The following is a 13,928-nucleotide window of genomic DNA, read 5'->3' on the forward strand; positions in this document are numbered from 1 at the left end:
GCAGGAAAAGCTAGACCGAGGCCTTCAGGTCGTCGACCTTGTTCAGCTGCTCCCAGGGCAGCTCGATATCGGTACGCCCGAAGTGGCCGTAGGCCGCCGTCTGGGCGTAGATCGGCCGCAGCAGGTCCAGGTCGCGGATGATCGCGCCGGGGCGCAGATCGAACACGCTGCTGATGGCCTTCTCGATGCGGGCCGGGTCGACGGTCTCGGTGCCGAAGGTCTCGACGAACAGGCCGACCGGGGCGGCCTTGCCGATCGCGTAGGCCACCTGCACCTCGACTCGTTCCGCCAGCCCGGCGGCGACCACGTTCTTGGCCACCCAGCGCATCGCGTACGCGGCCGAACGGTCCACCTTTGACGGATCCTTGCCCGAGAAGGCGCCGCCGCCGTGGCGGGCCCAGCCGCCGTAGGTGTCGACGATGATCTTGCGGCCGGTCAGACCGGCGTCACCCATCGGCCCGCCGAGCACGAACTTGCCGGTCGGGTTGACCAGGAGGCGGAAATCGGAGGTGTCCAGCGTCTCGTGGTTGAGGTCGGCCAGCACGGTGTTGACGACCTTCTCCCGGATGTCCGGGGTCAGGGTGCCGTCGAGGTCGATGCCGTCGGCATGCTGGGTGGACAGCACCACGGTGTCCAACCGGACCGGCGTCTTGCCGTCGTACTGGATGGTGACCTGGGTCTTGCCGTCCGGGCGCAGGTAATCGAGCACGCCGTTCTTGCGGACCTCGGTCAGCCGGCGCGACAGCCGGTGGGCCAGTGCGATGGGCAGCGGCATCAGCTCGGGGGTGTCACCGATGGCGTAACCGAACATCAGGCCCTGGTCGCCGGCGCCCTGGGAGTCCAGCGGATCGCCGGCTCCTTCGACACGCGCCTCGTGGGCGGTGTCCACGCCCTGGGCGATGTCGGGCGACTGTGCGCCGATGGCGATGTTCACACCACAGGACGCGCCGTCGAAACCCTTGGTCGACGAGTCGTAGCCGATCTCCAGGATGCGGTCACGGACGATCTTCGGAATGTCGGCGTAGGCGGACGTGGTGACCTCACCTGCGACGTGCACCTGACCGGTGGTGACGAGCGTCTCCACCGCAACCCGCGACTTGGGATCCTGCTCCAGCAGCGCGTCGAGCACCGAGTCGCTGATCGCATCACAGATCTTGTCGGGGTGTCCTTCGGTTACCGACTCACTGGTAAACAGGCGACCTTGGCTCACGGTCTGCTTCCTTCCTTGGCGATCTGAAAAAGTTCTCAGTCTCAAAACTACTTAGTTAGGCGAATAATATCCATGCTCTGTTGCACCCAAGCGCGTGGGGCGCGAATGCGCAACCCTTATCCGCACCTTGATGCGTACGTCGGATCACCCGTCGTTCTTGCCCAGAAACGCCGCGATCGCGTCCACGATACGGGTGGCCATCAGCGTCTTCGAACCGTGCTCGAGTGCGACCTCGGCGCCGTCGGCGCTCAGCAACCAACCATCGTTGTTGTCGACCTCGAACGCCCGGTTCTCCCCCACCGCGTTGACCACCAGCAGGTCGCATCCCTTGCGCTGGAGCTTGGCCCTGGCATGGAACAACACATCGCCGTTGGCGTCGCCGGTCTCGGCGGCGAAACCGACGATGGCCTGCATATTTGGCAACTGCCCCTCGGTGCGGGACCGCACCGCCCCGGCGAGCACGTCGTCATTGCGGACGAGGTCGATGGAGCTGGGTTCGGAGGCACCGCCCTTTTTGATCTTGCTGGTGGCCACCTGCGCGGGCCGGAAGTCGGCGACGGCCGCGGCCATCACCAGGATGTTGGATTCCGGGGCGTACTTGGACACCGCATCGCGCAACTGCGCGGCCGAGCCGATGTGGACGACGTTGACGCCGGCCGGATCGACCAGACCTGCGGTATTGCCCGCGACCAATGTCACGTCCGCGCCGCGCTGGGCCAGGACTCTGGCCACGGCATATCCCTGCTTGCCGGAACTGCGGTTGCCGATGAACCGCACCGGATCGAGGGGTTCACGGGTGCCGCCGGCGGTCACCAGTGCCTTGACCCCGGCCAGGTCGTAGGGCAGGGCGTCGCCCCGCTCCAGCAGGAGCTGTGCGAACGTGGCGATCTCTTCGGCCTCAGGTAGCCGTCCCGCGCCGCTGTCGGCTCCCGTGAGCCGCCCAGACGCGGGCTCAAGTACCACCGCACCCCGACGGCGCAGCGTGGCCACGTTGTCGACGGTGGCCGGGTGGAACCACATCTCGGTATGCATCGCCGGGGCGAACAACACGGGACATCGCGCCGTGAGCAGCGTGGCGGTAAGCAGGTCGTCCGCCCGGCCGGCGACCGCGCGGGCCAGCAGATCCGCGGTGGCGGGTGCGACGACGACGAGATCGGCTTCCTGGCCGATCCGCACGTGCGGCACCTCGTGCACGTCGGTGAAGACACCGGTGTGCACGGGATTGCCCGACAGGGCCTCGAACGTGGCGGCTCCGACGAAGCGCAGGGCCGACTCGGTGGGCAGCACGCGCACCGAGTGGCCGGCCTCGGTGAGTTGACGGACCAGGGTGCACGCCTTGTAGGCGGCAATGCCGCCGGCCACGCCGACGACGATTCGCTTACCCGCGTTCACGTGCCCGGCCCTGGCCTGGCTACTCGCCGCCCTCGGTGTGCTCGAGCAGGTCCTCGTGGATCTCCCGCATCGCGATCGACAGCGGCTTCTCCTGCAGACCCGGCTCGACCAGCGGGCCGACGTACTCAAGGATGCCGTCACCCAGCTGGTTGTAGTAATCGTTGATCTGACGCGCGCGCTTGGCGGCGTAGATCACCAGCGCGTACTTGCTCGACGCGCGGTCCAGCAACTCGTCGATGGGCGGGTTGGTGATGCCCAGCGGAGTGTCGTAGGCGCTGGCGGCGGACGAATCGATGTCGTCCGCAGCGGCCAGCTGCGCATCGGCGTGCGGGGTGCTCACTAAAAAGTCTCCTGGCGGTTATGGCGAAAATGCATTTTGCGAACAGCGTGCTGGTGGCTCGCGGATCCGATCGCGTCGGTCCCGCCACGATGAGTCATCGACTGTCCACCAGCAAGGATACCAATTCAGCACATGCAGTTTCCAACTGGCGGTTCACCACGACCTGGTCAAAGTCGGATTTGGCGGCCATTTCGGCCCGCGCCGTCTCCAATCGCCTGGCCATCACCTCGGGCGACTCGGTTCCCCGGCCGGACAATCGGCTGACGAGTTCGTCCCAGCTCGGCGGTGCCAGGAACACCGACACCACCTCGGGCATGGCCTGCTTGACGGCTCGCGCGCCGGCCAGATCAACCTCGATCAGCACCGGGCGCCCGGCCCGGGTGGCGTCCCGCACAGGCTGGGCCGGCGTTCCCGAGCGGTGCAATCCGCCGTGAATATCGGCCCATTCGAGCAGCTCACCGTCATCGATCAGCTGCTGGAACCGGTCAGCGGACACGAATGTGTAATCGACTCCGTCAACCTCACCGGGACGGGGAGCCCTGGTCGTGACGGAGACAGAGAAATACAGGTCGGGAAGCCGCTCCCGCAGACAGCGGATCACGGTGGACTTCCCGACGGCGGAGGGACCGGCCAACACCACGACCGGAGCCGTTGCTGTGTGTTGTCCGGCCCCTCTACCAGCGCTCAATGCGGAAGCCTCTACTGGTCGAACTTCTCCAGGAGGGCCTTGCGCTGACGATCACCGAGACCGCGCAGACGGCGGGTCGGGGCGATCTCCAGCTCGGTCATGATTTCCTGCGCCTTGACCTTGCCGACCTTGGGCAGGGCCTCCAGCAGCGCGGAGACCTTCATCTTGCCCAAGACCTCATCGGTCTCGGCGTCGGTGAGCACCTGCTTGAGGTTGGTGCCGCCGCGCTTGAGTCGATCCTTGAGCTCGGCTCGCGCTCGACGTGCGGCAGCAGCCTTCTCCAACGCTGCCGCGCGCTGTTCGTCGGTCAACTGGGGAAGGGCCACGGGTTCCTCCGTCTCCTGGCGATTCTTCTTCGGCCATCTCTTGTTTTTTACGGCTGGAGTGCAAACCAGCCAGCGACGACGAACCTACCCACGCTGGCTGACGAAAGCGAACGCCACCCCCTGGTTACGGCGTTAAAAGCCCAGCGTGTAGTGCGCGCGGGCGACACCCGGTTTCCCCCCGAAAACACCGTCCGGCATCGTCCCGGACACACCATCGGGCCGGATATTCCTGCAAGTCAATGGTTTTCGAGCGACCGATAGCTAACTACTCAGGTGTCGCGCACCGGTTCCGACGCCACCGGACCTGGTTACCGCGGGGTATGGGAAAAACTTTTCGCTGGTCACGGCGTGTCGGGCGTGTCGGAACGGGTTACGCGCACGTCAAGCGGATGCGTTTCACGATGCCCAGCACCCACCTAATTGCCGCATAGCGATTACACAGCTTGGCTAAATAGCCTTCACAGGTCGGGAATCCATGACCCCCCGAAGGGAAGCTGGACATGAACATCAAGCGCTTGACCTGCGCTTCTGCCCTCGCGATAGCGCTCGGAACCGCCACTTTGGCGGCCGGAGCCGGCGTGGCGGCCGCCCAACCCGGACCGCCGTGCGGCTTCGGCAACTGCCAGGGACCCGGAGGACCTGGCGGTCCTGGCGGCCCCGGAGGGCCAGGTGGCCCCGGCGGTCCCGATCGCCCGGGCGGCCCAGGAGGCCCAGGAGGGCCCGAACACCCCGGCGGGCCGGGAGGACCTGGCGGACCGGGCGGACCCGACCGTCCGGGCGGCCCAGGGGGGCCTGATGGCCACGGCTGGCCCGGTGGACCAGGAGGGCCAGGCGGTCCCGGATGGCCGGGCGACCGAGGACCCGGTGGCCCGGGTGGACCGGACGACCATGGCCGGCATTGGGGCCCGCCACCCCCGGACCTGTCCTGGCGCGGCATGGACCAGGGCCGGTTCGACCACCAGCCGTTCAACTACAACGGCAGCTGGGTGACACCCATTTTCGATCCGGGCTACAACGCGTGGGGTTTCTGGTTCTTCGGCATCTGGATCCCGCTGTGATGGCCTGCGCCGCAACAGGTCTGACAGGCAACCAGTCAATCTGATTGTGCTCGACCGCTTCTCGTATCGGTCATTGTTTTCCACGCCTGGGTCGTGACACCGCGGCGATCACGGCCCAGGTGTGGAAAACGGCGTGGGGCACAAGCAAACCGGCCCACGCGACGGGGTGCGCCGTCAGGCGAGATAGGCGACTTCGTCGCGCAGGCGCTCGGCTGCCGCACGCAGATCGGCCACCGCCGGGCCCGCCCGCAGCACCTCGCGCGACACCGTGGGTAGCACCAATCGCGCCCCACCGAATCCGTCCAGCGCATCGGCGCGCCCGCCCTGGGCTCCCACCCCGGGAACCAGCACCGGTCCGCCCAGCGCGCTCAGATCGGGCAGTTCGGTCACGGTCGCGCCGACCACCACGCCGACCGAGCCGGTGGGCCCACCGGCGGCTCGATTCACGGCGGCCACATCGTCGACGACGGACTGCGCAACGGTGCGTGACCCCGTCATGGCGCGCTGCACACTCGCCCCCTCCGGGTTGGAGGTCGCGGCCAGCACGAACACGCCCCGGCCATGGGCCGCGGCGGTGTCCAGCAGCGGCTGCAGCGACCCGAAGCCGAGATACGGCGATGCGGTCACCGCGTCCGCCGACAGCGGCGAGTCACCGGCCCACGCCGCGGCATAGGCGGCCATGGTCGAGCCGATGTCTCCACGCTTGGCATCGGCCAGCACCAGCACGCCGGCCTCTCGCAAGGCGGCCATCGTGCGCTCCAGCACCGCGAAACCCGCTGAGCCGTAGGCCTCGAAAAACGCCACCTGCGGCTTGACCATCGCGAAGCCGGCGAACGCCGTCACGCAGATGTCGCTGAACGCGGCCAGACCGTCGGCATCGGCGGACAGGCCCCAAGCCTGAAGCAGCTCGGGATGGGGGTCGATGCCGGGACACAGCGGCCCCCGCTCCGACACCGCGTCGGCCAGCCGTTGCCCGAAAGCCTCCATCGTCAGCGCGATTCCAGCTCGCTGTGCAGTTCCTGCAGTGACATCACGCCGATATCGCCACGGATCCCCGCCTCGATGCCCTGCACCGCGGCCGAGGCTCCCTGGACCGTCGTCACGCACGGAATGTTCATCGACACTGCGGCCGAACGAATCTCGTACCCGTCGACACGCGGCCCGGAATTTCCGTACGGCGTGTTGATCACCATGTCGACCTCGCCGGCCTTGATGACGTCGACCGCGGACGGACGGTCGCTGCCTCCACTGGGTTGCTCGGAGTGCTTGCGCACCTCATCGCAGGGAATGCCGTTGCGGCGCAGCATCTCCGCGGTGCCCTCGGTGGCCAGCACCCGGAATCCGAGATCGGCCAGGCGCTTCACCGGGAACACCAGCGAACGCTTGTCGCGGTTGGCGACCGAGACGAAGACCGTGCCCTCGGCCGGCAGCGACCCGTAGGCCGCGGTCTGGCTCTTGGCGAAGGCGGTGCCGAAGTCGTGGTCGATGCCCATCACCTCGCCGGTCGACTTCATCTCCGGTCCCAGCAGTGAATCGACCTGGGCACCATCGGCACGGCGGAACCGGTGGAACGGCAGCACGGCTTCCTTGACCGCGACCGGGGCGTTGCGGGCGATGTTGGCCCCGTCGCCGTTCTTGTTCAGCAGGCCTTCCGCACGCAACTCGGCGATGGTGGCACCCAGCATCACCCGGGCACAGGCCTTGGCCAGCGGCACCGCGGTGGCCTTGGACACGAACGGCACCGTACGGCTGGCGCGCGGGTTGGCCTCCAGCACGTAGAGCACATCATCCTTGAGCGCGTACTGGACGTTGAGCAGTCCGACCACGCCGATGCCATGCGCGATGGCCTCGGTCGCGCGGCGCACGGCTTCGATGTCACTGCGGCCCAAGGTGACCGGGGGCAGCGCACACGCCGAGTCACCGGAGTGGATACCGGCCTCCTCGATGTGCTCCATGATGCCGCCGATGTAGATCTCGTTGCCGTCGCACAGCGCGTCGACGTCGATCTCGATCGCGTCCTCCAGGAACCGGTCGACCAGCACCGGGTGTTCCGGGGACAGCTGCGTGGCGCGGGCGATGTAGCCCTCCAGCGTCGCCTCGTCGTAGACGATCTCCATGCCACGCCCGCCCAGGACGTAGGAGGGACGGACCAGCACGGGATACCCGATGTCGGAGGCGATCCGCCGGGCCTGCTCGAAGCTGGTGGCGGTCCCGAACCGCGGGGCAGGCAGGCCCGCGTTGACCAGAACCTCGCCGAAAAGCCCACGGTCCTCGGCCAGGTCGATGGCGTCGGGCCCGGTGCCCACAATCGGCACCCCGGCCTCTTCGAGGCGCTTGGCCAGGCCCAGAGGTGTCTGACCGCCGAGCTGGACGATCACACCGACGACACCGGCGCCGGTTCCGTCCTCACCCTTGCCCGAGATGTCCTCGGCGTAATAGACCTCCAGCACGTCCTCGAAAGTGAGGGGCTCGAAGTACAGCCGGTCGGCGGTGTCGTAGTCGGTGGACACCGTCTCTGGGTTGCAGTTGACCATCACGGTTTCGAACCCGACTCCACTCAGCGTGGTCGCGGCATGCACACAGCTGTAGTCGAATTCGATGCCCTGGCCGATGCGGTTAGGGCCGGATCCCAGGATCAGCACCTTGGGCTTCTCGGTCTGCGGGGCGACCTCGGTCTCCGCGGCGGGATCGAGCTCGTAGCTGCTGTAGTGGTACGGCGTCTTGGCGTCGAACTCGGCCGCGCAGGTGTCGACGGTCTTGTACACCGGATGGATGCCGAGCCTGCGGCGCAGCGCGCGCACCCCGGATTCGCCGGCCAGTTCCGGTCGCAGCGCTGCGATCTGGCGGTCTGACAGGCCGCTGTGCTTGGCCCGCCGCAGCAGTTCGGCGTCGAGCACCGGCGCTTCCAGCAGTTCGACGCGCAGTGCGACCAGTCCGGCGATCTGCTCGATGAACCACGGGTCGACGCCGGAGGCCTCGGCCACCTGCTCGACGCTGGCGCCCAGGCGCAGTGCGTGCTCGATGTCGTAGAGCCGGCCGTCCACGGCGGTGCGCAGGCCGGTCAGCAGCTGCTCGACCGTCAGATCGGGGTCCGGCCCGGTCCAGAACCCGGCCCGGCTGGTCTCCAGCGACCGCATCACCTTGCCGAGGGCCTCGATGAAGTTGCGGCCCAACGACATCGCCTCACCGACCGACTTCATCGTGGTGGTCAGCGTGGCGTCGGCCCCTGGGAATTTCTCGAACGCGAACCGCGGCGCCTTGACCACGACGTAGTCCAGCGTGGGCTCGAAGCAGGCCGGAGTTTCCTTTGTGATGTCGTTGACGATCTCGTCGAGCGTGTAGCCGATGGCCAGTTTGGCCGCGATCTTGGCGATCGGGAACCCGGTGGCCTTCGAGGCCAACGCCGAGGACCGCGAGACGCGCGGGTTCATCTCGATGACGATGAGCCGTCCGTCTGCCGGGTTGATCGCGAACTGGATGTTGCAGCCGCCGGTGTCGACTCCGACCTCACGCAGGATGTCGATGCCCACGTCGCGCATCTTCTGGTACTCGCGGTCGGTCAGCGTCATCGCCGGGGCGACGGTCACCGAGTCCCCGGTGTGCACGCCCATCGGATCGAAGTTCTCGATCGAGCACACCACCACGACGTTGTCGCGGTGGTCGCGCATCAGCTCGAGTTCGAATTCCTTCCAGCCGTAGATGGATTCCTCGATCAGCACGTTCGCCGTCGGTGAGGCGGACAGACCGTCACCGGCCATCCGCTCGACGTCCTCGGCCGAGTACGCCATGCCGGATCCGAGGCCACCCATGGTGAAGCTGGGCCGGACCACGACGGGCAGTCCCAGCTCGGCGACGGTATCGCGGACCTCGTCCATCGTGAAACAGACACGGCTGCGCGCGGACTCACCGCCCACCTTGGCGACGATGTCCTTGAACTTCTGCCGGTCCTCACCGCGCTGGATGGCCTCGAAATCGGCGCCGATCATCTCGACGCCGTACTTCTCCAGCACACCGTTGTCGTGCAGCGCCACCGCGGTGTTCAGCGCGGTCTGCCCACCCAGGGTGGCCAGGACGGCGTCGATCTTGTTGCCGCGCTCGGCCTGCTGGATGATGACCTTCTCGACGAACTCCCAGGTGATCGGCTCGACGTAGGTGTTGTCGGCGTACTCGGGGTCGGTCATGATCGTCGCCGGGTTCGAGTTGACCAGGCTGACCTGGATGCCCTCGGAGCGCAGCACCCGGCAGGCCTGGGTACCCGAATAGTCGAATTCACAGGCCTGGCCGATGACGATCGGGCCGGACCCGATCACCAGCACGTGGTTGAGGTCAGAGCGACGTGGCATTTACTTCTCTCCTGCCATCAGGTCTACGAACTGGTCGAACAGGTACTCGGCGTCGTGCGGGCCGGCCGCGGCCTCCGGGTGGTACTGCACCGAGAACGCCCGGCCGTTTGCCAGCCGGATGCCTTCGACCACACCGTCGTTGGCGCAGGTGTGGCTGACCTCGGCGGTGCCGAAGGGAGTGTCGAACTTCTCCCCCGCCTCGCCCTCAAGAGCGAACCCGTGGTTCTGAGCGGTGATCGCGACCCGCCCGGTGACGTGGTCGATGACCGGGATGTTGATGCCGCGGTGGCCGAACACCATCTTGTAGGTGGACCTGCCCAGCGCACGGCCCAGGATCTGGTTACCGAAGCAGATGCCGAACAGCGGGATTCCGGCGCCGAGCACCTCGCGGGTGACCGCGACGATGTGGTCGGCGGTGGCCGGATCACCGGGGCCGTTGGACAGGAACACCCCGTCGGGTTTGAGGTCGGCGATCTGGTCGAACGTCGCCGACGACGGCAGCACGTGGCTGCGGATCCCGCGCCGGGCGAAGTTGCGCGGGGTGTTGGTCTTGATTCCCAGGTCAATCGCCGCGACCGTAAACCGGTGACCACCTTCGGGTTCCACGATGTACGTGCTGTCGGTGCTGACCTGACCGGCCAGATCCGCGCCAAGCATCGAGGGCTGGTCGAGAACGCGGGCCACCAGCTCGTCCGTCCCCGCCAACGCGGCGCCGGAGAACACCCCCGCCTTCATCGACCCACGTGTGCGCAGGTGGCGCACCACCGCCCGGGTGTCGATGCCGGCGATGCCCACGATGCCCTGCCGGACCAACTCGTCGTCCAGGGTTCCGCTGGCACGCCAGTTCGACGCGCGCGGCGATGGGTCGCGCACGGCGTAACCGGCCACCCAGATCTTGTCGTCGCGGCTTTCGCCGTCCTCGGCGTTCCAGCCCGTGTTGCCGATCTGCGGCGCGGTGGCGACCACGATCTGGCCGTGGTAGCTGGGGTCCGTGAGCGTCTCCTGATAGCCCGACATGCCGGTGGAGAACACCGCCTCGCCGAGGGTCTGCCCGACCGCCCCGAACGTCGTACCGGTGAAGACGCGCCCATCCTCGAGTACCAGGACCGCCTTGTCGTTGCTCTTGTTGCTCGTCATGCCTCTTCCTCCAGCCAGCGGTCGTACTCTGCGCGATTGTCGGCGCGGAACCCGGTGTCGATCTCGGTGCCCGAGGGCAGCCGCCACCTGATGGCCAAGATTCCGTCGTAAGTCAGTGCCTTGCCTGCGATTCCGCGTTCGGTCCTGATCGCGGTGACCGACTCGGCGGGGATCCAGATCGGCCCGGCACCGCTGCGCTGCATCATGATTCCCTCGGGGTAGCGGGTCAGCACCGCCTTGGTGCGAAACCCCAGATCCCCCGCGGCGACCTTGTCGTTCCAGTGCGGTACCAGCGTGCTGCCGACGTACATCCCCTTGGTGGCCGCGATCGTCGCCGCACCGACGGTGTCGGGCAGCTGCGGCAGGGTGCCGATCAGCTCGGCCTGGCGCTGTGCGCGGTGCAGCCAGCCGCGCATCATCTGGCGGATCAGGAACGCGATCAGCACGGCCAGCAGTGCGGCCAGCACCAGCGACGCGATCAGCGTGGGTGTATTCACTCGCTTGATCCCCGGGTCGCTGCGCCCCTGCCCGCCGAAGGACACTTCCCGTCCAGGGCGGTGATCTTGCCGCGCAGCAGCGTGGCGGTCACGGTCGCGGGCAGCGTCATCGATTCGAAAGGCGTGTTGTCGGAGCGGCTGGCCAGCTCGTCGCCTTCCACCGTCCAGGTCGCGTCGGGATCGATCACCGTGAGGTTGGCGGGCTCCCCCACCTCAAGCGGCCGGCCCTGATCGGGCAGACCGACGATGGCGGCGGGCGCCTCGCTCATCACCTTGGCGACGCCGCGCCAGGTCAGCAGGCCGGGACGCACCATGGTTTCGGCCACCACCGACAGCGCGGTCTGCAGGCCGAGCATGCCCGGGCGGGCCACCGAGAACTCGCAGCACTTCTCGTGCTCGGCGTGCGGGGCGTGGTCGGTGGCCACACAGTCGATGACGCCATCGGCCAGGGCCTGACGCAACGCCACGGCGTCATCGGCTTCCCGCAGCGGCGGGTTGACCCGGTTGCGTCCGTCATAGCTGGCCAACCGGCCGTCATCGAGCAGCAGATGATGCGGCGTGACCTCTGCGGTGATGGAAATACCTTGCGCCTTGGCCCATTTCAGCAACTCCACGGTGCCCGCCGTGGATGCGTGGCAGATGTGCACCCGGGCGCCGGCGTCACGGGCCAGGATCGCATCCCGGGCGACGATCGACTCCTCTGCCGACCGCGGCCAACCGGCCAGCCCGAGCTTGGCCGCGTTCGGCCCCTCATGGGCGACGGCGCCGACGGTCAGCCGCGGCTCCTCGGCGTGCTGGGCGATGAGCACCCCGAGGCCGGTGGCGTATTCGAGTGCCCGCCGCATCACCAGCGGATCGTCCACGCACAGACCGTCGTCGGAGAACATCCGCACCTGACCCACACCGTCGGCCATCAGGCCCATCTCGGTGAGTTGCTTGCCCTTGAGGCCGACGGTGACCGCACCCACCGGGTGCACGTCGACCAGGCCCACCTGCTGGCCGCGGTTCCACACGTGGTCGGTGACCACCGCGGAATCGGCGACAGGATCGGTGTTGGCCATCGCGAACACCGCGGTGTAGCCACCGAGAGCCGCTGCGGCCGAACCGGTTTCGATGTCCTCGGCGTACTCGCGGCCTGGCTCACGCAGATGGGTGTGCAGGTCGACGAAGCCCGGCAGCAACACCTGGCCGACAGCCTCGATCACCTCGGCGCCCTTGGGAGCCTTGAGTCCAGAACCGATCTCGGCGATCTGGCCGTCGGCGATCAGTACGTCGAGCTGGTCGCCCTCGCCGTAGAGCCGGACCCCGCGAATGAGTACCTGCTGCGTCATACGCTGATCGCCTCCCGATCCGCACCCACCAGCAGATGGAACAGCACCGCCATCCGCACGTGGACACCATTTGAAACCTGTTGCAGAACAGCCGATTGCGAGGAATCGGCGACCGGGAACGCGATCTCCATGCCGCGCAGCATCGGTCCCGGGTGCAGCACCACGGCGTTACCGGGCAGCATCGCCTGGCGCTTCTCGGACAACCCGTAGCGCACCGAGTACTCACGGGCCGAAGGGAAGAACGCACCGTTCATCCGCTCGGCCTGCACGCGCAGCATCAACACCGCGTCGGCGGCGGGCAATTCGGCATCCAGGTCGTGCGACACCGCGACCGGCCACTCGGACACGCCGACGGGCAGCAGCGTCGGCGGCGCCACCAGCACCACCTCGGCGCCCAGGGTCGCCAGCAGCGACACGTTCGACCGGGCCACCCGGCTGTGCAGCACGTCGCCGACGATCACCACACGCCTGCCCTCGATCGAGCCGAGCCGTTGGCGGATGGTCAAGGCGTCGAGCAGCGCCTGGGTGGGATGTTCATGCGTCCCGTCACCGGCATTGATGACGCTGGGCCCGCCGCCGCCCTCCTCGGCCGTCCACTCGGCGAGCTGCTGGGCCGCACCCGAGGCGGGGTGGCGGATGATCAGTGCGTCGGCCCCGGCGGCGCGCAGGGTCAGCGCCGTGTCGCGTAGCGACTCCCCTTTGGCCACCGAGGATCCCGACGAGCTGACGTTGATCACGTCGGCGCTCATCCACTTGCCCGCGACCTCGAACGACACCCGGGTCCGGGTGGAGTTCTCGTAGAACATGGTGATGACGGTGCGGCCGCGCAGTGTGGGCAGCTTCTTGATCTCGCGGCCCAGCAGTGCCTCACGGAACCGGTCGGCGTCATCGAGGATCGCCGTCGCGTCATCGCGGCTGAGGTCCGTAGCCGACAGAAGATGACGTGTCGTCATTTCGAAATCACCACCCCATCACGGTCGTCATCCTCAGACAGCAGCACATGGACACTCTCGGTGCGCGAGGTCGGCACGTTCTTGCCGACGTAATCGGCGCGGACCGGCAGTTCCCGGTGACCGCGGTCGACGAGTACCGCCAGCTGCACCACCCGGGGGCGGCCGATGTCACGCAACGCATCCAGCGCCGAGCGCACCGAGCGCCCGGAGTACAGGACGTCGTCTACGAGGATCACGACTGCGTCGTCGATGCCGCCGGGCGGGATCGAAGTGGCCGCCAGTGGTCGCGGCGGCTTGAAGTTGAGATCGTCGCGGTAGAGCGTGATGTCAAGCGCACCGACGGGCAACTCCACATCGGCGAACTCGTTGATCTTGGCGGCCAGGCGGGTGGCCAGCGTCACACCGCGCGTGGGGATGCCGAGGAGCACGACCCGCTCGCGTTCGGCGGGATCGTCGAGAGCGGTCTTTTCGATGATCTGATGGGCGATCCGGGAAATGGTGCGGCCGACGTCCGCCGCAGACAACAATTCCCGGTCGGCACTTGAAGAGCCCATAAGGTGACCCTGACCTCCTTCTCCGCCTCTCGGGACGGATCGTTAAAGGACGTCGAACTGCGGGGTAGCTTAGCAGGCCGCAAACGTCCGGCCCGCCAC

The 13,928-nt window shown here is 67.5% G+C and carries 13 protein-coding genes; 1 reads left to right on the forward strand and 12 read right to left on the reverse strand.

The window, feature by feature from the left end:
• Positions 1 to 10: 10 nt before the first annotated feature.
• From metK to mihF, 5 genes are all read right to left on the reverse strand, one after another.
• Positions 11 to 1,210: a methionine adenosyltransferase gene (gene metK / locus ACNQVK_RS21735; protein ID WP_409551994.1), complete on the reverse strand. Its 1,200-nt coding sequence runs from the start codon at positions 1,208 to 1,210 to the stop codon at positions 11 to 13.
• Between the two features lie 144 nt (positions 1,211 to 1,354).
• The gene (gene coaBC, locus ACNQVK_RS21740) at positions 1,355 to 2,602 is read right to left on the reverse strand and encodes a bifunctional phosphopantothenoylcysteine decarboxylase/phosphopantothenate--cysteine ligase CoaBC (protein WP_418031149.1); all 1,248 of its coding nucleotides are present in this window, start codon (positions 2,600 to 2,602) and stop codon (positions 1,355 to 1,357) included.
• Between the two features lie 19 nt (positions 2,603 to 2,621).
• Positions 2,622 to 2,942 (reverse strand): DNA-directed RNA polymerase subunit omega, encoded by a 321-nt coding sequence (gene rpoZ / locus ACNQVK_RS21745; protein ID WP_044518192.1) that lies wholly within the window; start codon positions 2,940 to 2,942, stop codon positions 2,622 to 2,624.
• A 94-nt stretch (positions 2,943 to 3,036) separates the two neighbouring features.
• Positions 3,037 to 3,630 carry a guanylate kinase gene (gene gmk, locus ACNQVK_RS21750; protein ID WP_418031151.1) on the reverse strand — a complete coding sequence of 198 codons (594 nt, stop codon included), beginning with the start codon at positions 3,628 to 3,630 and terminating at the stop codon, positions 3,037 to 3,039.
• An 11-nt stretch (positions 3,631 to 3,641) separates the two neighbouring features.
• Positions 3,642 to 3,956, reverse strand: coding sequence for an integration host factor, actinobacterial type (gene mihF / locus ACNQVK_RS21755; RefSeq protein ID WP_003880790.1), 315 nt, complete (start codon positions 3,954 to 3,956; stop codon positions 3,642 to 3,644).
• 500 nt (positions 3,957 to 4,456) lie between these two features.
• Here mihF and ACNQVK_RS21760 point away from each other — a divergent pair, with 500 nt between their 5' ends.
• A complete protein-coding gene (locus ACNQVK_RS21760) occupies positions 4,457 to 5,014 on the forward strand; it encodes a hypothetical protein (protein ID WP_418031152.1) in 558 nt (185 codons plus the stop codon).
• Between the two features lie 174 nt (positions 5,015 to 5,188).
• On the opposite strand, the gene pyrF is transcribed toward ACNQVK_RS21760, so the two are convergent.
• Genes pyrF through pyrR form a run of 7 tightly spaced genes read right to left on the reverse strand, consistent with a single transcriptional unit; the run spans position 5,189 to position 13,829 of the window.
• On the reverse strand, positions 5,189 to 6,001 hold the full coding sequence (gene pyrF, locus ACNQVK_RS21765) for an orotidine-5'-phosphate decarboxylase (RefSeq protein WP_418031153.1): 813 nt from the start codon (positions 5,999 to 6,001) through the stop codon (positions 5,189 to 5,191).
• A 2-nt stretch (positions 6,002 to 6,003) separates the two neighbouring features.
• Positions 6,004 to 9,357 (reverse strand): carbamoyl-phosphate synthase large subunit, encoded by a 3,354-nt coding sequence (gene carB / locus ACNQVK_RS21770; protein WP_418031154.1) that lies wholly within the window; start codon positions 9,355 to 9,357, stop codon positions 6,004 to 6,006.
• Positions 9,358 to 10,494: a glutamine-hydrolyzing carbamoyl-phosphate synthase small subunit gene (gene carA / locus ACNQVK_RS21775; protein ID WP_418031155.1), complete on the reverse strand. Its 1,137-nt coding sequence runs from the start codon at positions 10,492 to 10,494 to the stop codon at positions 9,358 to 9,360.
• The gene (locus tag ACNQVK_RS21780) at positions 10,491 to 10,991 is read right to left on the reverse strand and encodes a hypothetical protein (protein WP_044518183.1); all 501 of its coding nucleotides are present in this window, start codon (positions 10,989 to 10,991) and stop codon (positions 10,491 to 10,493) included. Before ACNQVK_RS21780 ends, carA begins: the two co-directional genes overlap by 4 nt.
• Complete coding sequence (locus tag ACNQVK_RS21785; protein ID WP_418031156.1) at positions 10,988 to 12,322, reverse strand: dihydroorotase; 1,335 nt, start codon at positions 12,320 to 12,322, stop codon at positions 10,988 to 10,990. The genes ACNQVK_RS21780 and ACNQVK_RS21785 overlap by 4 nt, the downstream gene beginning before the upstream one ends.
• A complete protein-coding gene (locus ACNQVK_RS21790; protein WP_418031157.1) occupies positions 12,319 to 13,275 on the reverse strand; it encodes an aspartate carbamoyltransferase catalytic subunit in 957 nt (318 codons plus the stop codon). The genes ACNQVK_RS21785 and ACNQVK_RS21790 overlap by 4 nt, the downstream gene beginning before the upstream one ends.
• Positions 13,272 to 13,829: a bifunctional pyr operon transcriptional regulator/uracil phosphoribosyltransferase PyrR gene (gene pyrR, locus ACNQVK_RS21795; RefSeq protein ID WP_418031158.1), complete on the reverse strand. Its 558-nt coding sequence runs from the start codon at positions 13,827 to 13,829 to the stop codon at positions 13,272 to 13,274. Before pyrR ends, ACNQVK_RS21790 begins: the two co-directional genes overlap by 4 nt.
• Positions 13,830 to 13,928: the final 99 nt, after the last annotated feature.

This window comes from Mycobacterium sp. 134 (assembly GCF_048282715.1).
Classification (GTDB): domain Bacteria; phylum Actinomycetota; class Actinomycetes; order Mycobacteriales; family Mycobacteriaceae; genus Mycobacterium; species Mycobacterium septicum.